Source organism: Mycobacterium sp. IEC1808 (assembly GCF_002101935.1).
Classification (GTDB): Bacteria; Actinomycetota; Actinomycetes; order Mycobacteriales; family Mycobacteriaceae; genus Mycobacterium.
Map to the genome: position 1 here is coordinate 146,090 of NZ_LQPV01000068.1, position 19,070 is coordinate 165,159.

Here is a 19,070-nt window from a genome sequence, read left to right on the forward strand (position 1 = left end):
GGGAGTGCAAGCACAGCAACGAGGGGGCAGCGATTGACGGACGAACACAAGGGCACGACCCGGCGGATCGACGCCGGCAGACGGCTGCTGAGCAACCCGCGCCTGGCGCGTGAGGCCCTGCGCGCGGGCTTCAATTCGGGTCCCTCGGCAACCGTCGCGCACCTGTTTCGCCGCATTCCGCCCGTCATCTCGACCCCGAACGCCGAGCCCCCGGCCGTGGAGTCCCGCCCCGAGGCCAGCGCATCGCGCCTCGCGCTGAGCAGCGGTGCAGCGTTCGCCGGCTACACGATCCTGCGGCAGCTCGGCGCCGGCGGCATGGCCGAGGTCTACCTGGCGCTGCATCCCCGGCTGCCGCGGCGCGACGTGATCAAGGTGCTCGCCGAGGCGGTCACCGCCGACCCCGAGTTCCGCGAGCGGTTCAACCGCGAGGCCGACCTGGCGGCGACGCTCTGGCACCCGCACATCGTCGGCGTCCACGACCGCGGCGAATTCGACGGTCAGCTCTGGATTTCCATGGACTACGTCGAGGGCACCGACGCGGCCCGGCTGGTCAAGGAGCGCTACCCCGACGGGATGCCCATCGACGAGGTGTGCGCGATCCTGCAGGCGGTCGCGGGGGCGCTGGATTATGCGCACGACCGCGGGCTGCTGCACCGCGACGTCAAACCCGCCAACATCCTGCTCACTCATCCCGAGGAGGGGGAACGCCGAATCCTGTTGGCGGACTTCGGGGTAGCGCGCCACCTCGCCAACATCAGCGGCATCACCGAGACCAACGTCGCGGTGGGGACGGTGGCTTACGCCGCCCCGGAACAGCTGACCGGGTCCAACATCGACGGCCGCGCGGACCAGTATGCGTTGGCGGCCACGGCATTTCATCTGCTCACCGGTGCGCCGCCGTTCCAGCACTCCAACCCGGTCGCGGTGATCAGCCAGCACCTGCACGAGGATCCGCCGCGGCTCAGCGACTACCGCCCCGACTTGGCCTACCTCGACGACGTGTTCCTCACGGCCCTGGCCAAGCGCTCCGAGGACCGCTTCGAGCGGTGCCGCGTGTTCGCCGCCGCCGTCGACGAGCGGGTTTCCGAGGAGCGGGCCGGCGACCAGGCGGGTGACGCACCGCCGCGGCGACGGTTGTATCACCGGTTCTCGTCCCGGGCCCGGTGGGCGACCGCGTTGCTGTGCGCGGTGCTGATCGCCATCGCGGCAACCTGGTCGACGCTGTACTCCTTTCAGCCGGAGAGCCCGACGCCGAATGTGCCCGCGCTCGCGTCCCGCCCCTCCGTGCCGGCGCCGAGCGCGGCACCCGCGCGGCCCGGGGGGCCGGTGCTCAACGGCACCTACAAGCTGACCTACGACCGCAGCAAGCAGACCACCAACGGCATCCCGATCCGCCACGACGGCCCGGCCGCCAGCTGGTGGGCGTTCCGCTCCGTGTGCACCGCCAACGGGTGCGCGGCGACCGGAACCCAGCTCGACGACACCAACCACCAGGTGGCCAGCACCGTCGACGGCGGTCACACCTACTCGCTGCGGTTCATTGGTGGCTATTGGCAGGGCGGGTTCCAGCAGGAGCGGGCCGGCTGCACCGAGCCGAACGGACAGGCCAGCGCGACCCAACAGGAAAGCGTCGCCGGGTCGTTGGCGCCGCAATCCGACGGCACGCTGCGCGGCACGGTCACGCAAACCGCCCTGTCCGACGAGTGCGGCGCGCAGGGAGCGGTGGTGCGGGTGCCGGTGCTGGCCACCCGCGTCGGCGACGCCCCGCCGTCCGTGCCGGTGGCCGATCCCGCCCAGGTGATCAGCGCCTCGACCACGCCGCCGCACCCGGGGGCGCCGGTCCTGGGCGGGTCGTGCAGCGACGCAGACAAGCTCGCCTACGACCCGACCAACAGCGAGCAGGTCGTCTGCGAGGGCAACACGTGGGCCAAGGCGCCGATCACGATGGGGGTGCACACCACCGGCAGCTCCTGCAACCGCCCGAACACCTCGGTGTTCGCGATGTCCACGTCCAGCGACGGTTACCTGCTGGAGTGCGACCCGGTCACCCGCACCTGGACGCGTCCGGGGGCGTAGGGGTTTCGGCCGCGAGCGGCCGTGTCTGTACGCCGACACGCCGCGCTGCGTGGCATTCTGCGCGCGCTCGCGGGGTGATCTAGTCAGCGCACCGATAGGTGACTTTGGAACGCGCTAGCGCATGCGCTATCAAGTTTTGGATCGAGTGGTGGTTCTCTGTAGCGACGGGACACTTGTCGGTACCCGCCTCTACCCTGGTGCCATGGCCTTTGCCACTGAACACCCAATCGTCGCGCACTCGGAATACCGGCCGGCCGCGGAGGATATCGAGGGGCTGGTGCGCGCCGGTGGTCGCTTCGAGGTGGTCAGCCCGCACGCACCGGCCGGCGACCAGCCCGCGGCCATCGAGGAGCTGGAGCGCCGGATCCGGGCGGGGGAGCGCGACGTCGTCCTGCTCGGCGCCACCGGCACCGGAAAATCGGCCACCACCGCCTGGCTCATCGAACGGCTGCAGCGCCCCACGCTGGTGATGGCGCCCAACAAGACGCTGGCCGCCCAGCTGGCCAACGAGCTGCGAGAGATGTTGCCGCACAACGCCGTCGAGTACTTCGTGTCGTACTACGACTACTACCAGCCGGAGGCGTACATCGCGCAGACCGACACCTACATCGAGAAGGACAGCTCCATCAACGACGACGTGGAGCGGCTGCGCCACTCCGCGACGTCGGCGCTGCTGTCGCGGCGCGACGTGGTGGTGGTCGCGTCGGTGTCGTGCATCTACGGCCTGGGCACGCCGCAGTCCTACCTGGACCGCTCCGTCGAGCTGCAGGTCGGCACCGAGGTGCCCCGCGACGGCCTGCTGCGGCTGCTCGTCGACGTCCAGTACACCCGCAACGACCTGTCCTTCACCCGCGGCTCGTTCCGGGTCCGCGGCGACACCGTGGAGATCATCCCGTCCTACGAGGAGCTTGCGGTCCGCATCGAGTTCTTCGGCGACGAGATCGAGGCGCTGTACTACCTGCACCCGCTGACCGGCGAGGTGGTTCGCCAGGTCGACTCACTGCGGATCTTCCCCGCCACCCACTACGTGGCCGGGCCGGAGCGGATGGCCCACGCGATCTCCACCATCGAGGAGGAGCTCGCCGAGCGGCTCGCCGAGTTCGAGCGGCAGGGCAAGCTGCTGGAGGCCCAGCGGCTGCGGATGCGCACCAACTACGACATCGAGATGATGCGCCAGGTCGGGTTCTGCTCGGGCATCGAGAACTACTCGCGGCACATCGACGGCCGGGGACCGGGCTCGCCGCCGGCCACGCTGCTGGACTACTTCCCGGAAGACTTCCTGCTGGTCATCGACGAGTCGCACGTCACCGTGCCGCAGATCGGCGGGATGTACGAGGGCGACATGTCGCGCAAGCGCAACCTGGTGGAGTACGGGTTCCGGCTGCCGTCGGCGTGCGACAACCGGCCGCTGACCTGGGAGGAGTTCGCCGACCGGATCGGGCAGACGGTGTACTTGTCGGCCACGCCGGGGCCCTACGAGCTCAGCCAGACCGGCGGCGAGTTCGTCGAGCAGGTGATCCGCCCCACCGGCCTGGTGGACCCCAAGGTGCTGGTCAAGCCGACCAAGGGGCAGATCGACGACCTGATCGGAGAGATCCGCAAGCGCGCCGCCGCCGACGAGCGGGTGTTGGTCACGACGCTGACCAAGAAGATGGCCGAGGACCTCACCGACTACCTGCTCGAGATGGGCATCCGGGTGCGCTACCTGCACTCCGAGGTCGACACGCTGCGCCGGGTGGAGCTGCTGCGCCAGCTCCGCCTCGGCGACTACGACGTGCTGGTCGGCATCAACCTGCTGCGCGAGGGCCTCGACCTGCCGGAGGTGTCGCTGGTGGCGATCCTCGACGCCGACAAGGAAGGCTTCCTGCGCTCGACGCGCAGCCTGATTCAGACCATCGGCCGCGCCGCCCGCAACGTGTCCGGCGAGGTGCACCTGTACGCCGACACCATGACCGACTCGATGAAAGAGGCCATCGACGAGACCGAACGGCGACGCGCGAAGCAGATCGCCTACAACGAGGCCCACGGCATCGACCCGCAGCCGCTGCGCAAGAAGATCGCCGACATCCTCGACCGGGTCTACGCCGAAGCCGACGACAGCGAAACCGTCGAAATCGGCTCCGGCCGCAGCATGTCACGCGGCCGGCGCGCCCAGGGAGAGCCGGGTCGCGCGGTCAGCGCCGGTGTCTTCGAGGGCCGCGACACGTCGAACATGCCACGCGCCGAACTGGCCGACCTGATCAAGGACCTCACCGCGCAGATGATGGCCGCCGCCCGCGATTTGCAGTTCGAGCTGGCGGCCCGGTTCCGCGACGAAATCGCCGACCTCAAGAAGGAACTGCGCGGGATGGACGCCGCCGGCCTGAAGTGACGCAAACCGACGCCGTCACCGGCAGCTGGCGCGAGCTGCTGGGCGCCAAGTACCTGGGCACCTCGGTCGTGCTGGCGGGTGGCGTCGCGCTGTACGCCACCAACGAGTTCCTGACCATCAGCCTGCTGCCGAACACGGTCGCCGAGATCGGCGGCAGCCGCCTCTACGCGTGGGTGACCACCCTGTACCTGGTGGGGTCGGTGGTCGCCGCGACCATGGTCAATCCGATGCTGATGCGCATCGGCGCCCGCTCGTCGTTCCTGTTGGGGCTGGGCGTGTTTGGCGTCTCGAGCGTGGCATGCGGGGCGGCCCCCAACATGGAGGTCCTGATCGCGGCGCGCGCCCTGCAGGGCGTGGCCGGCGGCCTGCTGGCCGGGCTGGGCTATGCCGTCATCAACGCGGCGCTGCCCCGCTCGCTGTGGACCCGGGCCTCGGCGCTGGTGTCGGCGATGTGGGGGGTCGCGACGGTCGTCGGTCCCGCGACGGGCGGCCTGTTCGCCCAATTCGGGTTGTGGCGGTGGGCATTCGTCGCGATGGCCGGTCTGACGGCGCTGATGGCCGCGTTGGTGCCGATCGCGCTGCCGGCCGGCCGCGCCGGCGCGAGCGATGAGACACCGCGGCTGCGGGTGCCGGTGTGGTCGCTGGTGCTGATCGGCGCGGCGGCCCTGGCGGTCAGCGTCGCCCAGATCCCGGACAACCTCGCCGCGACCGCCGGACTGCTCGCCGCCGCCGTCGTGCTCGTCGGGCTGTTCGCGGTCGTCGACTGGCGGATGCACGCGGCGGTGTTGCCGCCCAGCGTGTTTGGGCCCGGGCCCCTGAAGTGGATCTACCTGGCGATGGGCCTACTGATGATCGGGGCCATGGTGGACACCTACGTGCCGCTGTTCGGTCAGCGGTTGGCCCACCTGTCGCCGCTGGCGGCCGGATTCCTGGGCGCGGCGCTGGCGGTCGGCTGGACGGTCTCCGAGATCGTCAGCGCGTCGCTGGAGAGCCCGCGGGCGATCGGGCGGGTGATCGCGGCGGCGCCGGTGGTGGTGGCGTCGGGGCTGGCGCTGGGTGCGCTCACCCAGCGCGACAACGCGACGGCCGGGACCGTCGCGGCCTGGACGCTGGGGTTGCTGGTCGCGGGGATCGGGATCGGCATGGCCTGGCCCCACTTGTCGGTGCGCGCAATGGATTCCGTCGACGACCCGGCCGAAGGCGTCGCGGCGGCCGCGGCGATCAACACCGTGCAGCTCATCTCGGGGGCATTCGGGGCCGGGGTGGCCGGCGTCGTCGTCAACACGACCCAGGGCGGCGGCGACGCGACGGCGGCCCGCTGGCTGTTCGCCGTGTTCACCGCGTTGACGGGGGCCGGTGTCGTGGCGTCGTACCGCGCGGTCCGCGGCAGTCGCTGAGCTCAGTCGGGTTCTTCGCCGCCGCGGAGGATGGCAACCACCCCATCGACCTCGGCGAGAACCTCGGAGGCGCTGCCCATCTTGGCGCCCGACAGAGTCATCGTCACCCTGACCTCGCCGTCATCGATGTCGTGGGCGTCGGCGTCGAGCTCGGTGAGCTGCCACTCCCGCTGCCCGCAGATCCGCAGCAGCTCCCGCAGCACGCCCCGGCCGTTTTCGTAGATGATGGTCAGCCGGCGAGTCCCGCGCAGCCGGGCGGTGAGCTGGCGCTCGACGGCGCTGAACGCGAGCGCGCTGACGAAGTGCAGCGCCACGACCGCGATGGCCAGCAGCAACAGCCCGGCGCCCACCGCCATGCCGATCGCGGCCGACTCCCACACCGCCGCCGCCGTCGTGAGTCCGTGCACCGCGCCGCGTCGCGTGATGATGATTCCGGCGCCCAAAAAGCCGACGCCCGAGACGATTTGGGCCGCGACGCGGGACGGGTCGAGCGCGACGGTCCCTTCGCGCACGATGTCGAAGAAGCCGAATTTGCTGACCAGCATGATCAACGCCGACGACGTGCCGACGATGGTCTGGGTCCGCAGCCCCGCGCTCTTGCCCTGAACCGTGCGCTCCAGGCCGATGAGCGCGGTCAGGCCGAAGGCGGCCAACAGCTCGACGACATGGCGTGCGCCCTGCACGTCACCGCCGAGCAGCGGGTTGGCCAGCAGAATCTGCATTTCCGTCAACTACCCACGAACGGCGCTTCTACGCGCCCGTCACCGCGTCGACTTCACGACCTGCGAGTAATGGAACTGCCAACGCTCGACGATGCGGAACCCGAGGTAGCTCGGGAAGCGGAACGCCGGGGAGCGGCCGAAGGCGGCTCCCGACGGCAGCGACTGTCCGGCTTGGTGATCCGGCAGCGAGCCGTCCCTGTTGGTGATGGTCCAGATGGCCGGGCACTTGTTGATCTTGGCCGTCGTCAGCCACACGGCGACGTGACCGTCCCACAGCCAGCCGACCTTCGGCCCGTAGGCGCCGCGTTCCACGTCGATCAGCGAGCGGAATGCCGCCGGCCGGGTGGCCAGCAGGGCCCGGATCGGCCCGGGACGCCAGGGGACGGTGTTGTCCACCATCAGGCAATCCCCGGGCGTCGCGTGGGAGCTGATCAGGTCGGCCACCTGGCTGTAGTCCCAGCCCTCCTTGGCGTACGGCCAGCGCTGGATGAACAGGTAATTCGGCACCGCGGCGGCAGCAAACGCCAGGACCACGGCCGCGACGAGCAACGGTTTGCGGGCCAGAGTGACGATGCAGACGGCCATGACGACGGCCACCGCGGGCGTGGTGAGGATCAGGTAGCGGGGAAAGTAGATCGGTTCGATGACGGCCGAGTAGATGACAACGAGCGCGGTGGGCAGCACGATCCACGCCGCGCAGATGACGAGAAGCACGCGCAGGTCGCCGCCCGGACCGCGCGCGCCCCTCCGCCACGCCACGATCGCCGCGACGAGGAGCACCGCCGTGAGGATCGCGAACGGGACGCTGTGGTCGAAGTACTGCCGCAGGCTGATGTCGAAGGCGTAGTGCCAGCTGACGGGAAAGATCCAGTTGACCTGGTACACCTGGCCGTGGGCGAAGACGAGGAACGGCGTCATGGCGCCGACGGCGACGGCCGAGCTGGCCCCCCACTGGATAACCCGCGACCTGCGGGATTCCTTCGGCGCCAGCAGCGGCACCATGACCGCGTACACCAGCACCAACAGGACCAAATTGAGGCTGAGCAGGATCGACAGCATCAACGCCAGCGCGTAGCCCACCCACAACCTCGGCCGGTTGCGCCTAACGGCGGCGACGAGCAACACGGTCAGCCAGATGGCCGCGGCGGCCGCGAAGGCATACGAGCGCGCTTCCATTCCCGCCCAGGTGGTGCGCGGCAGAATGGCGAAGACCGCACCCGCGCACAGCGCCGTGGCGCGCCCGGGGACGAACAGCCTGGTGAACACCGTGACGCCCGCGGCTGCGGCCCCTACCGCAAGCGCGCTCGGCGCCCGCGACCAGAACTCCGTCGGCGGAAATATCGCGAACCAACCGTGCATGAGCAGGTAATACAGCCCGTGAACGGCGTCGATGTGGCCCAGCAGCTTCCACAGCTCGGGCAAAGTCCTGCTCGCCGAGGCCGAGATGGTGGCTCCCTCGTCGAACCACAACGACGGCCTGCAGGCCCAGGCGGCGCTGACGACGGCCGCGAACACGGCGATCGCCCACGGATCGAGCAACCTGCCGCGCGGGCGTGCCGGCACCGCCTCGTCAGCGACGTCCGGGGCGTCGGAGGCGCACTGCTCAGCGGTGGACATGGCCATGATGCTTGTCACTGTAAGGGGCACGAAGTGAACTGGCTCGCGACGAGCCTGGTGGGGGAGGGTAGGGTACTTGCTCACACTTACGACGGGAGCCCGCGGTTCACCAAAAGCCGGGTCGTGCAAGGCTTTCGGCGTTAGCCCTGCTCAACCGGCCCGTTAACCGCTGGGCAAATAGGCCGCCGGTGCCGCGCGGCCACGGTAAATGCCTGTAGCGCCACGCCACGCTCGGTCGGAACTCTTTCTCCTTTCCGTCCGGCAAACGCGATACTGTCTTGGGTTGGCTGACCAACCGAAACTGGGAGGGTAAATGAGTGCCTATCGAACCGTGGTGGTCGGGACCGACGGCTCGGATTCGTCGTTTCGCGCGGTGGACCGGGCGGCGCAGATCGCGGGGGACGACGCAAAGCTGATCATCGCGTCGGCGTACCTGCCCCAACACGAGGACACCCGGGCCGCCGACGCACTGCGGGACGAGAGCTACAAGGTGTCCGGGACCGCGCCGATTTACGCGATCCTCCAGGACGCCAAGGAGCGGGCGCACAACGCGGGCGCCAAGAACGTGGAAGACCGGTCGATCGTCGGTGCCCCCGTCGACGCGTTGGTCAAGCTCGCCGAGGACGAAAAAGCCGACCTGCTGGTCGTTGGCAACGTCGGCCTGAGCACGATCGCGGGACGCCTGCTGGGATCGGTGCCGGCCAACGTCTCGCGCCGGGCCAAGGTCGACGTGCTGATCGTGCACACCACGTAGCGGCGCGGGTTTGGGTGTGTATTCAGGGCTTTGAGTGTGAGCCCAGGGCGGAAAAATGGCCGAAACCCCGCCGTCAGCGCACACCGAAAGTCCGTCAGCACACACTCACGGCCGGAAGGCTCACCAACCGCGCTCGCGCCATTCGGCCAGGTGGGGGCGCTCGGCGCCCAACACGGTGTCGTCCCCGTGGCCGGGGTAGATGACGGTGGAGTCGTCGTAGACGTCGAACACCCTCGTCGTGACGTCGTCGAGCAGCTGGGCGAAATCTCCGGGCTGCCAGGTCTTGCCGACACCGCCGGGGAAAAGGCAGTCCCCGGTGAACAATTGCGTGACCCCGCCGGTCGCGGGCCCATCGAGGGCCAGCGCGACCGAGCCGGGGGTGTGGCCGCGCAGGTGGATGACGTCGAAACTGAGCTCGCCGATCCGGACGGTGTCGCCGCCGGCCAGCAAACGGTCGGGCTTTATCGGCAGCGGCTCGGCGTCGATCTCGTTCGCGGCGGTCGGGGCGCCGGTGGCCTTCGCGACGGCCTCGAGCGCCTGCCAGTGATCGAAGTGCTGGTGGCTGGTGACGATCAGCGACAACTTCGGCGCGTAGCGGCGGATCAGGTCGATCAGCACGTCGGCGTCGTTGGCCGCGTCGATCAGCAGGGTTTCCCCGGTCGCGGAACACGTGACCAGATACGCGTTGTTGTCCATTGGGCCGACCGACGCCTTTAGAATCGTGGCGCCGGGTAGGGTCCGGCGCCCCGCGGTACCAGGGTCGACGTGTCCGGTGTAGTTGTCGCTTGGCTCAACCGAGACGGTCATAGCGGCCACGTTACTGGTCATCGATCGCTTGTCGGTATGGGCACATAGCATGGAATGCGCCGTGCGCATCAACGGCTACAGCATCAAAGATTCGTTGATAGTTCCTGAAAGAAGGCAGCGTGGCTGACCGCCTGATCGTCAAAGGCGCCCGCGAGCACAACCTGCGCGGCGTTGACCTCGACCTGCCGCGCGACTCGTTGATCGTGTTCACCGGGCTGTCCGGATCGGGCAAGTCGTCGCTGGCGTTCGACACCATCTTCGCCGAGGGGCAACGCCGCTACGTCGAGTCGCTGTCGGCGTACGCCCGCCAGTTCCTGGGCCAGATGGACAAGCCGGACGTCGACTTCATCGAGGGCCTGTCCCCGGCGGTGTCGATCGACCAGAAGTCCACCAACCGCAACCCGCGGTCGACCGTCGGAACCATCACCGAGGTCTACGACTACCTGCGCCTGCTCTACGCCCGCGCGGGCACACCGCACTGCCCGGTCTGCGGCGAGCGCATCGCCCGGCAGACGCCCCAGCAAATCGTCGACCAGGTGCTGGTGATGCCGGAGGGCACCCGGTTCCAGGTGCTCGCGCCCGTGGTGCGCACCCGCAAGGGCGAGTTCGCCGACCTGTTCGAGAAGCTCAACGCGCAGGGCTACAGCCGGGTGCGGGTCGACGGCGTGGTGCATTCGCTGACGGATCCGCCGAAGCTGAAGAAGCAGGAAAAGCACGACATCGAGGTGGTGGTCGACCGCCTGACCGTCAAGGCCAGCGCCAAGCAGCGGCTGACCGACTCGGTGGAAACCGCGCTGAACCTGGCCGACGGCATCGTGGTGCTCGAGTTCGTCGACCACGAGCACGACGCGCACAACCGCGAGCAGCGGTTCTCCGAGAAGCTGGCCTGCCCCAACGGGCACGCGCTGGCGGTCGACGACCTGGAGCCGCGGTCGTTCTCGTTCAACTCGCCCTACGGCGCCTGCCCCGAGTGCACCGGCCTGGGCATCCGCAAGGAGGTCGACCCCGACCTGGTGGTGCCCGACCCCGAACGCACCCTGGCCGAGGGCGCGGTGGCGCCCTGGTCGACGGGCCACACCGCGGAGTACTTCACCCGGATGATGGCCGGGCTCGGCGAGGAGCTGGGATTCGACGTCGACACGCCATGGCGCAGGCTTCCGGCCAAGGCCCGCAAGGCCATCCTCGAGGGGTCCGACCACCAGGTGCACGTGCGGTACCGCAACCGGTACGGGCGCACCCGGTCCTACTACGCCGATTTCGAGGGCGTGCTGGCGTTCCTGCAGCGCAAGATGGCGCAGACGGAATCCGAGCAGATGAAGGAGCGCTACGAGGGCTTCATGCGCGACGTGCCCTGCCCGGTGTGCGAGGGCACCCGGCTCAAGCCGGAGATCCTGGCCGTCACGCTCGCAGCCGGCCGGCACGGCAAGAAGTCCATCGCCGAGGTGTCCGAGCTGTCGATCTCGGATTGCTCGGACTTCCTGAACGCGCTCACCCTCGGGGCGCGCGAACAGGCGATCGCCGGACAGGTGCTCAAGGAAATCCAGTCGCGGCTGGGGTTTTTGCTCGACGTCGGGCTGGACTATCTGTCGCTGTCGCGCGCCGCGGCCACGCTGTCCGGCGGTGAGGCGCAACGCATCCGGTTGGCGACCCAGATCGGGTCCGGTCTGGTGGGCGTGCTCTACGTGCTCGACGAGCCGTCCATCGGCCTGCACCAGCGCGACAACCGCCGGCTCATCGAAACCCTCACCCGCCTAAGGGATTTGGGTAACACGCTGATCGTCGTCGAACACGACGAGGACACCATCGCGCACGCCGACTGGATCGTCGACATCGGCCCGAGGGCCGGCGAGCACGGCGGCCAGATCGTGCACAGCGGAACCTATGCCGAGCTACTCGCGAACAAGGACTCGATCACCGGCGCCTACCTGTCCGGCAAGGAGCGGATCGAGATCCCCGCCATCCGGCGGCCCGTCAACCACAAGCGCAAGCTCACCGTCGTCGGCGCGCGGGAGCACAACCTGCGCGGCATCGACGTGTCCTTCCCGCTCGGCGTGTTGACCGCGGTGACGGGGGTGTCGGGCTCGGGCAAGTCGACACTGGTCAACGACATCCTGGCTGCGGTGCTGGCGAACCGGCTCAACGGCGCCCGGCAGGTCCCGGGCCGTCACACCCGGGTGACCGGGCTGGACCACCTGGACAAGCTGGTGCGCGTCGACCAGTCGCCGATCGGTCGCACGCCACGGTCCAACCCGGCGACCTACACCGGGGTGTTCGACAAGATCCGCACCCTGTTCGCGGCCACCACCGAGGCGAAGGTCCGCGGCTATCAGCCCGGCCGATTCTCGTTCAACGTCAAGGGCGGTCGCTGCGAGGCGTGCACTGGCGACGGCACCATCAAGATCGAGATGAACTTCCTGCCCGACGTGTACGTGCCGTGCGAGGTCTGCCACGGCGCCCGGTACAACCGGGAAACGCTGGAAGTGCACTACAAGGGCAAGACCATCTCCGAGGTGCTCGACATGTCGATCGAGGAGGCGGCGGAGTTCTTCGAGCCGATCAGCGGCATCCACCGGTATCTGCGCACGCTCGTCGACGTCGGGCTGGGCTACGTCCGGCTCGGCCAGCCCGCGCCGACGCTGTCCGGCGGTGAGGCGCAGCGCGTCAAGCTGGCCGCGGAATTGCAGAAGCGTTCGACCGGTCGGACCATCTACATCCTCGACGAGCCCACCACCGGGCTGCATTTCGACGACATCCGCAAACTGTTGAGCGTCATCAACGGCCTTGTGGACAAGGGCAATACGGTCATCGTCATCGAACACAACCTGGACGTCATCAAGACGTCGGACTGGATCGTCGACATGGGGCCCGAGGGCGGCGCCGAGGGCGGAACCGTTGTCGCCGAAGGGACCCCGGAGGACATCGCGGCTGTGCCGGAAAGCTACACGGGCAAGTTCCTGGCCGACGTCGTGGGCAGCCCCGCACCCGCGCGGCGGTCGAACGGGCGGCGCAAGGTCACCGCCTGACCGGCCGGGTTTCGTTGCGCCGGTTGCCGTTTCGCGGCTCGATCAGCGCGCCCGGGCACCCGCCTTGGACAGCGGCGACGGGAAACGCGGGCTGATCCGCACGCCGTCCAGCCACGAGGTCAGTTCGTCGGCGCGGCGCTGTAGGGCACGCCGCCCGTCGCGGCCGGGGTCCTCGAGGAGCTGCAGCCGGACGCGGGCGCCCTCGTCCTGATACCAGCCGCCCACCACGCGCCCGTTCCACCAGGCCGTCGGGCCGGCGTTGCCGTTGGTGTCGAAAACTTGGGCCCGGTGCTCGCCGAGGTACCAATCGCGCTGAAACCAGCCCATTGTCGTGACGTCCAGGCCCGGCAGCAGCGCGCACCACGGCGGCGCGTCGGGTTCGGGGTCGAGGTCGTCGGGCAGGGCCCAGCCGGCACCGCTGCCGTGCAGCTCGACCTCCACCGCGCCGACGTCGGCCACGGCCTGGCGCGCCGCGGTGAGCGTGGTGCCGAACCACCACTTGACGTCGGCGACGGTCGCCGGCCCGAAGGTTGCCAGCCAGCGCCGGGTCAGCTCCGCCCGGGCCTCACGGTCCGGTGGCGGCTCGCCCAGCTCGCCGAGCCAGTGCGCCGTGGTGGCCCAACGCGGCCGCGACGTGGTCCAGGCGCCGTCGTTTGGCCCGCGCACGATCTCGCCGCGCGCCGACAGCACGGTCAGCACCCGGGGGCCGAGCGGAACGTCGCCGCCCCAACGCTTTCCGGGGGCCGGGTTGTACGTCCCGGCCAGCTCGGGGAGCGCCGCCCGCAATTCGGTGCTGCTGGCGGGCCCGTTGGCGGCGAGGTGGCGCACCACCGCGGCACGGGCCAGGTCGAGCCAGCGGTCGCCGTCGGCGGCCACACCGGCCTTGCGCACGTCGGCGGCCAGCCGCCGACGCTCGTTGTCGGCGACCCGGTCGCTGGCGGCCGACTGAATCGTCGTCAGGTCATCGCTGCGCACCAGCCACAGCGTGCGGCGCATCGCCAAATGCCTGACCGCAGAGCGCTCCCGGTACAGCTGCTCCTCGAGATCGGCGGTCGCGAAGCCCGGCAACCGCGCCCACAGCGACAGGTAGGGCGTGGCAGGATCGCTCGCGTGCAGGCCGAGCAGCCCGCCGATCGCCCGGGTGATCGGCAATGTGTCGCCCGTCGCCAGAAAATGCCTGCGCGCCAAGCGGTTACGCCGCTCGTTGACCGTGAACGCACGCACCTCAATGCTCGTCGGGGTGCATCGACTCCCGGATCTGCGCCAGCCGCTCGGCGGCGGCGCGCCGGCGGTCTTCGTATTGTTCCTCTACCGAGCGGCCCTCGGCCGTGTCCGCGTCGAGTTCCGCCGCGCCCTCTGCTGTCGCGTACCGGTTCTCGATTTTCTCGCGGACTCCTTCGAAAGTCGGCACACCGGCGCTGTCGTACCCGGGGTCGGATTCGGGGAATGTCGTTTCGTCGGGCATGCCGCCACGCTACTGCGCCTCGCGGCCCAGATAGCGCACCATCTGCTGCCAGTACACCAGCGTCAGGGCCATCTGCACCGCGGTGGCGATCGCGGTCGGTCCCAGTCGATGGCGGCGGGCGGCGGCGACGGCGCCCACCGCGGACGCGGACGTCAGGGCGCTGACGAGCATCGCGGCGTCCCGGGGCCGACGGCTGATCCACAGTTCCTCGCCCAGCATCGCCCGCGTCGACCAGGCCCGTTCGTGCGCCGGCTTGCCGAAGACGACCGGGTTGACGGCGAACCACACCGCGACCCACGCCGCGTGTCTCCATCGCCGAGTCCAGACGGGCACAAGGGTCAGCGGCGTGGTCGCCCAGCGAGTCCAGGCGCTCCACGGGTTGCAGTGGCGCGCGAATACGGCTCGCCGGACGCGCGCCAGGGTTGGCTTGCTGGTCACGACGTCGAGTCTGCCCTCATGGCCGGGGTTCGCGAAGAGCCACCCGCTGCGGCCTGACTAAAAGCGATCAGTTGCCAAACATCAGCCCGCAAAATCGCTTTGCCTGTGGAATTTTGCTTCTTCGTCGCCGTCGTGCCTGTGCGCGTGAAATCGCCGGAAACGCAAGAAAGTTGTCGGAAATCGCGCTCCATTACCTCGGGCGGCGCCAGCAAACCTGCGCCGCTCCGGCGGCCGCGGCACAGGGAATCCACAGGTAGAGCCGCCAGGGCGGTCCGGTTGAATCATCTGAGTGGGAACGGCCCTGGCTGCGGTAAGTGAAGGTCATGACAGCCTGCGGACCGACCCGGGTCGGCGGGCAATGCCAGGGCCGACCCGGACGGGGCCGGCGGAGTGACTACCGCTTCCACTAACAGGGGGCCATACTGCATCAGCGACCGCAAACTTTCGGCTCGTTGCCGATTACTCATCGGTAACGCTAACGGTTTGGCCACGACAAACGATCTCAACAGAATAAATACTGTCGGTTATTTATCGTGCGCACATTTTACGAAATAATTCGAAGCGCGCCGACGAAATAGTCGGGCCGTCATGGTTAACAAGCGAAGGGATACCAATGGAAGCGGCTCAGCTCACTGGTCAGGCGATTCACGGCCCGTGGTTGGAAGGCGGGACAGGCTGGCGCGATCTGGCGACGGGATGCTGGGTCTCCGCGGCCACGCCACAGGCGGAGCCCGGCCTATGGGAGCAATACCTGGACGGCGCGGTCCGCAGCTACCGTCGTCACGGCTTGGAGTGGGTGCTCGATCTCGACGCGATTCGGGATGGCACCGACACGACGCTGTTCTTCGCCGTGGTCGATCCAAACGGCCGGGTGGTCGGCGGTCACCGCCTCGTGGGTCCCCTGCGCGCACCCGAGCAGTCCCACGCGCTCGACGAGTGGGCCGGCAATCCGGGACGTGCCGTGCTGAGCCATATGATCGCCAACCGGATCCCCTTCGGCGTTGTCGAAGTCAAAAGCGCTTGGACCAATTCCCAGGATTACAGCAGCCGGGTGTTGTCCCGGGTGCTGGCGCGTAACGCACTGCCGGTGATGACGATGCTGGATGTCCAGTTCATCATGGCCACCGCAGCGGCTCACGTGTTGGAGCAGTGGGCATCCTCCGGCGGCGTGGTGGCCTCCGGCATACCGGCGGCCGCCTATCCCACCGAGGACTACCGCACCAAGGTGATGTGGTGGGACCGCCGAACCATCGCGACGCACGCCGAACCCGAACAATTCAAGCTGATGTGCGCCCACAACGCCGAAATTCTCGGTCGCATTTCGGCTTAGGAGAGATCGAGCCGCAGCCTGAACGTCCTCGTCGACGGTGATCTCATTGGCGGCAACGTTGGGACTACGGCGACGGGGCGGCGTATCTATTTCCGTTGGTGCTACACAGGATTCGACGAACCGTTGCCGGTAATGACCTCGAGATCGTCGAAAGGGCGGTCAGGCGTGGCGATTACCGGGTCGGAGAGCGGCTGCTCGCCGCGAATGCGATCATTGCGTGTATGGCCTCGCGACACACCCGCTTTCGGATTTTCTACCGCATCGGCTTCACACCGTGGGAGGGCCATCCGATCGGGCAGGGTCTACGAGACCTGGTCGAAGGAACATCCGGTGAAGCCGGGCTGTCCACGGGATCGGCCCTCGATGTCGGATGCGGTACCGGAGACTGCGCGATTTACCTCGCCCAGCACGGTTGGCGGGTAACTGCGGTCGACTATGTGGCCAAGCCGCTCGACAAGGCCCGCGCCAAAGCTCGCGCCGCCGATGTTTCGGTCAACTTTGTGCGCGCCGACGTGACGCAATTGAGTCGGGCCGGAATCGGTGCGGGCTTTCAGTTGATCGTCGACAACGCCTGCATCCACAACATGAGCGGTGCCGATCGTGACGCCTACGTCCGGGAAGTCTCTGCTGTGGCGGCGCCCGACGCGTGGCTCTACATCGCCGCGTTTCCTCCCGGCCGCAGGATCGGTGTGCCGGGCATCGACGATGCCGAAATAGAGCGACGATTTACCCCGGGCTGGACGCTGGTCTCCGCGGGCGACGAACGAGAGCTTGACCAGAAGAACCCGTCGCGTTACTACCTGTTTCAGCGGCGCGCGTAAGCGCCGATCAAGAGTTCTGCTTGCCGCGGATCTCAACCACGTTCTCGGTGGCGGATCCCTTATCCGGTGCAGCGGCCGCGCCGTCGGAGAAGTCCATCGGCACGACGCGCTTGGCGAGCAGCGCCTCCATTGCGGCGCTGTCCAGCGGGCGGGAGAGCAGAAAACCTTGCGCCCGGTAGCAGCCCAGGCCGAGCAATGTCTTGGCCGCGGCCACGGTTTCGACGCCTTCGGCGACGGCGTTCAGTCCGAAGGCATCGGCCAGGGCCATTGTGGAGCGCACGATCGCCAGGTCGCCCGCGTTGGTGTCGAGATTGCGGACAAACCCCTTGTCGATCTTGAGTGTGTCGACGGGCAGCGATTTCAGATACGTCAGCACGCTGTAGCCGGTGCCGAAGTCATCGATCGCGATCTGTACCCCGATCTCCTTCAATCTGAAGAGAGTCTTGCGTGTGGCGTCGATGTCTTGGACCACCACGCTTTCAGTGATCTCCAGGCATACCGTCTGCGGGTCGAGGCCGAACTCGTTGAGTGTGGTCGCGACCGTGTCGACGATGCCATCGGTGACGAGCTGCACGGGCGACACGTTGATGCGCAACACCGCACCGCGCCCGACGTCGCGTGACTGCCAAAGCCCGAACTGCGCACACGCCGCACGCATTACGAGACGGCCGAGCTTGGCGCCCAGGTTGATCGATTCGACCACCTGGATGAACGAATCGGGCATCAACAGTCCGAGAGTGGGGTGTTGCCAACGGATTAGCGCCTCGGTGCCGAGGATCTCACCGGTTCGCATGTCGAACTCCGGAAGGTAATGGAGCACCATAGCGCCAGTACGGCTGTCGACCATCCCTTCCAGGTGCAGTTCGATGTCGTTGCGGATCATGTTCGTTCTCAACATTTCCGGGCTGAACGTGACGACCCTGTCGCCGCCGGAACTTTTCGCCGACCGGAGAGCCTGGTCGACCCGGCGCAGCACGTCCGAGGTGCTGTCCTGCCCGGGTAGAGCCGACGTGACGCCGATGCTGACCGTACGGGTGAGCAGCTCATCGTCGATCACGACCTGCTTGTGGACGAGGTCGTGCAGCGATTGGGCAAACACTTCGGCGGCCTCGATGTCCATTGGTGCCGTGGGTACGACGACGAACTCGTCACCGCCGAAACGGGCGATGGCCGCCGGGATGTCCGTGGCCTCGCGCATCAGTTGGGCGAAGGCCTCGATGAACCGGTCGCCGGCGTTTTGACCCAGGTGGTCGTTGATGACCTTGAAGCGGTCCAAGGCAATGAACACCACCGAGACCGGGCCGGGCTGCCCCTCGACCAGCCGCTGGTCCAGGTACTCGATCAGCGCCCTGCGGTTGAGCAGGCCGGTGAGGTCATCGTGTTCGGCGAGATAGTGGAGTCGTTCTTCTGCGACGGTGCGGCCCTGCAGCTGGGCGAACAGCGCGGCGATGGCTTGCAGGGCGTTGAGTTCTTCCGGTAGCCATTCGCGGTCTCCGAGCTTGCCGAAGGCTAGCGTGCCGGTGGTGACGTCGCCGGATAGCAGCGGAACGGCGGCGAGGGAGACGGTGGGAGCACCGGTGCCCTCCTCAATGTTGTGTTGATAGTCGGCATTGTCCGGTCGGGGCCGCATCACGTCTGGCGCCTTGAGGTGTTCGGCCCGAGCGAAGATAGAGTCGGCGTCGGCGAAATGCACTATGCCAATCGGGTCCGGGTCGGCATTGCGGGGCGGGAATTCGGCGATGAGGATCGTGGCGCGGATGGTGTGGTCGTTGTGTCGCAGGAAGCTGAAATCGACGCCCAAGTCGCGAACCAGGTTGCCGAGCACTCGTTCGCTGATTGCGGCCGAGTCAGCCGCGGTGGCCGCCATCAACTCGGCGGCGGCCGCAGTGACCAAGTAGTCCAAGGTGCCCGACATTTGCCCTTACCGTAGCTGTTACTAGTGCGCGGAGGCAGTTTTTGTTTGCCGCGTCACGCGTCTGTGTGGAATCACACTGGCAGATCCATGCGCGGCCCGACCCGGTTTACCGCAGGCAGCCGGGCCAGATCACCCCGATGGGACGGTCGCCGCATCCCCGGTCACCTGATTCCACGCTGCTGCTCGATGACAGCCATCACAGCCGGCGCCGAACTGTTCAACACACGCGTATTACCGACCGAGCGCTCTGCTACGGCTGTTGTGCCAGGTGGACCGTGACATTTGGGCGGCACACACTGTCTCGCATCGACGGGCTTGATTTCCGGCGGCGCAG

Annotated in this window: 14 protein-coding genes; 7 read left to right on the forward strand and 7 right to left on the reverse strand. The window is 68.1% G+C overall.

Annotated elements, in window-relative coordinates:
- Window positions 1-33: 33 nt before the first annotated feature.
- The 3 genes from AWB92_RS26985 to AWB92_RS26995 all read left to right on the forward strand — a co-directional run bounded on the left by AWB92_RS26985 (window position 34) and on the right by AWB92_RS26995 (window position 5,844).
- On the forward strand, window positions 34-2,076 hold the full coding sequence (locus AWB92_RS26985) for a serine/threonine-protein kinase (protein WP_241523602.1): 2,043 nt from the start codon (window positions 34-36) through the stop codon (window positions 2,074-2,076).
- Between the two features lie 202 nt (window positions 2,077-2,278).
- Entirely contained in the window at window positions 2,279-4,447 is a 2,169-nt protein-coding gene (uvrB, locus tag AWB92_RS26990; RefSeq protein WP_085191134.1) for an excinuclease ABC subunit UvrB, read from the forward strand.
- Window positions 4,444-5,844 (forward strand): MFS transporter, encoded by a 1,401-nt coding sequence (locus AWB92_RS26995; protein ID WP_085191136.1) that lies wholly within the window; start codon window positions 4,444-4,446, stop codon window positions 5,842-5,844. Before uvrB ends, AWB92_RS26995 begins: the two co-directional genes overlap by 4 nt.
- Window positions 5,845-5,846: 2 nt before the next feature.
- On the opposite strand, the gene AWB92_RS27000 is transcribed toward AWB92_RS26995, so the two are convergent.
- Both AWB92_RS27000 and AWB92_RS27005 read right to left on the reverse strand, forming a co-directional pair.
- Window positions 5,847-6,566, reverse strand: coding sequence for an MgtC/SapB family protein (locus tag AWB92_RS27000; RefSeq protein ID WP_085191139.1), 720 nt, complete (start codon window positions 6,564-6,566; stop codon window positions 5,847-5,849).
- A gap of 39 nt (window positions 6,567-6,605) precedes the next feature.
- Entirely contained in the window at window positions 6,606-8,189 is a 1,584-nt protein-coding gene (locus AWB92_RS27005) for a hypothetical protein (protein WP_085191142.1), read from the reverse strand.
- A gap of 307 nt (window positions 8,190-8,496) precedes the next feature.
- On the opposite strand from AWB92_RS27005, the gene AWB92_RS27010 reads away from it, so the two are divergent.
- Window positions 8,497-8,937: a universal stress protein gene (locus AWB92_RS27010; protein WP_068107190.1), complete on the forward strand. Its 441-nt coding sequence runs from the start codon at window positions 8,497-8,499 to the stop codon at window positions 8,935-8,937.
- Window positions 8,938-9,057: 120 nt separating this feature from the next.
- Here the strand turns inward: AWB92_RS27010 and AWB92_RS27015 are convergent, their stop codons facing one another.
- Complete coding sequence (locus tag AWB92_RS27015; RefSeq protein WP_085191144.1) at window positions 9,058-9,744, reverse strand: MBL fold metallo-hydrolase; 687 nt, start codon at window positions 9,742-9,744, stop codon at window positions 9,058-9,060.
- Window positions 9,745-9,863: 119 nt separating this feature from the next.
- On the opposite strand from AWB92_RS27015, the gene uvrA reads away from it, so the two are divergent.
- On the forward strand, window positions 9,864-12,767 hold the full coding sequence (uvrA, locus tag AWB92_RS27020) for an excinuclease ABC subunit UvrA (RefSeq protein WP_085191146.1): 2,904 nt from the start codon (window positions 9,864-9,866) through the stop codon (window positions 12,765-12,767).
- A gap of 42 nt (window positions 12,768-12,809) precedes the next feature.
- On the opposite strand, the gene AWB92_RS27025 is transcribed toward uvrA, so the two are convergent.
- From AWB92_RS27025 to AWB92_RS27035, 3 genes are read right to left on the reverse strand one after another with little or no spacing between them, the layout of a single operon-like run.
- Entirely contained in the window at window positions 12,810-13,991 is a 1,182-nt protein-coding gene (locus tag AWB92_RS27025; RefSeq protein WP_085191148.1) for a winged helix DNA-binding domain-containing protein, read from the reverse strand.
- 1 nt (window position 13,992) lies between these two features.
- Complete coding sequence (locus AWB92_RS27030; RefSeq protein ID WP_085191150.1) at window positions 13,993-14,232, reverse strand: hypothetical protein; 240 nt, start codon at window positions 14,230-14,232, stop codon at window positions 13,993-13,995.
- Window positions 14,233-14,241: 9 nt separating this feature from the next.
- Window positions 14,242-14,670 (reverse strand): DUF6653 family protein, encoded by a 429-nt coding sequence (locus AWB92_RS27035; protein WP_173817498.1) that lies wholly within the window; start codon window positions 14,668-14,670, stop codon window positions 14,242-14,244.
- A 613-nt stretch (window positions 14,671-15,283) separates the two neighbouring features.
- Between AWB92_RS27035 and AWB92_RS27040 the strand changes: the two genes are divergently transcribed.
- Both AWB92_RS27040 and AWB92_RS27045 read left to right on the forward strand, forming a co-directional pair.
- Complete coding sequence (locus AWB92_RS27040; protein ID WP_085191152.1) at window positions 15,284-16,000, forward strand: hypothetical protein; 717 nt, start codon at window positions 15,284-15,286, stop codon at window positions 15,998-16,000.
- A gap of 221 nt (window positions 16,001-16,221) precedes the next feature.
- Complete coding sequence (locus tag AWB92_RS27045; protein ID WP_085191154.1) at window positions 16,222-16,821, forward strand: class I SAM-dependent methyltransferase; 600 nt, start codon at window positions 16,222-16,224, stop codon at window positions 16,819-16,821.
- Window positions 16,822-16,828: 7 nt separating this feature from the next.
- Here the strand turns inward: AWB92_RS27045 and AWB92_RS27050 are convergent, their stop codons facing one another.
- Window positions 16,829-18,736, reverse strand: a complete 1,908-nt coding sequence (locus tag AWB92_RS27050) for a bifunctional diguanylate cyclase/phosphodiesterase (RefSeq protein WP_085191156.1) — start codon at window positions 18,734-18,736, stop codon at window positions 16,829-16,831.
- Window positions 18,737-19,070 lie beyond the last annotated feature (334 nt).

Bases quoted from the DNA above. Each gene is read 5' to 3' on its own strand.
- AWB92_RS27005 (WP_085191142.1), bottom strand. From the start codon at position 8,189: ATGGCCATGTCCACCGCTGAGCAGTGCGCCTCCGACGCCCCGGACGTC.
- AWB92_RS27040 (WP_085191152.1), top strand. From the start codon at position 15,284: ATGGAAGCGGCTCAGCTCACTGGTCAGGCGATTCACGGCCCGTGGTTG.
- AWB92_RS27015 (WP_085191144.1), bottom strand. From the start codon at position 9,744: ATGACCGTCTCGGTTGAGCCAAGCGACAACTACACCGGACACGTCGAC.
- uvrB (WP_085191134.1), top strand. From the start codon at position 2,279: ATGGCCTTTGCCACTGAACACCCAATCGTCGCGCACTCGGAATACCGG.
- AWB92_RS27050 (WP_085191156.1), bottom strand. From the start codon at position 18,736: ATGTCGGGCACCTTGGACTACTTGGTCACTGCGGCCGCCGCCGAGTTG.
- AWB92_RS27030 (WP_085191150.1), bottom strand. From the start codon at position 14,232: ATGCCCGACGAAACGACATTCCCCGAATCCGACCCCGGGTACGACAGC.
- AWB92_RS27000 (WP_085191139.1), bottom strand. From the start codon at position 6,566: ATGCAGATTCTGCTGGCCAACCCGCTGCTCGGCGGTGACGTGCAGGGC.
- AWB92_RS27010 (WP_068107190.1), top strand. From the start codon at position 8,497: ATGAGTGCCTATCGAACCGTGGTGGTCGGGACCGACGGCTCGGATTCG.
- AWB92_RS27045 (WP_085191154.1), top strand. From the start codon at position 16,222: ATGGCCTCGCGACACACCCGCTTTCGGATTTTCTACCGCATCGGCTTC.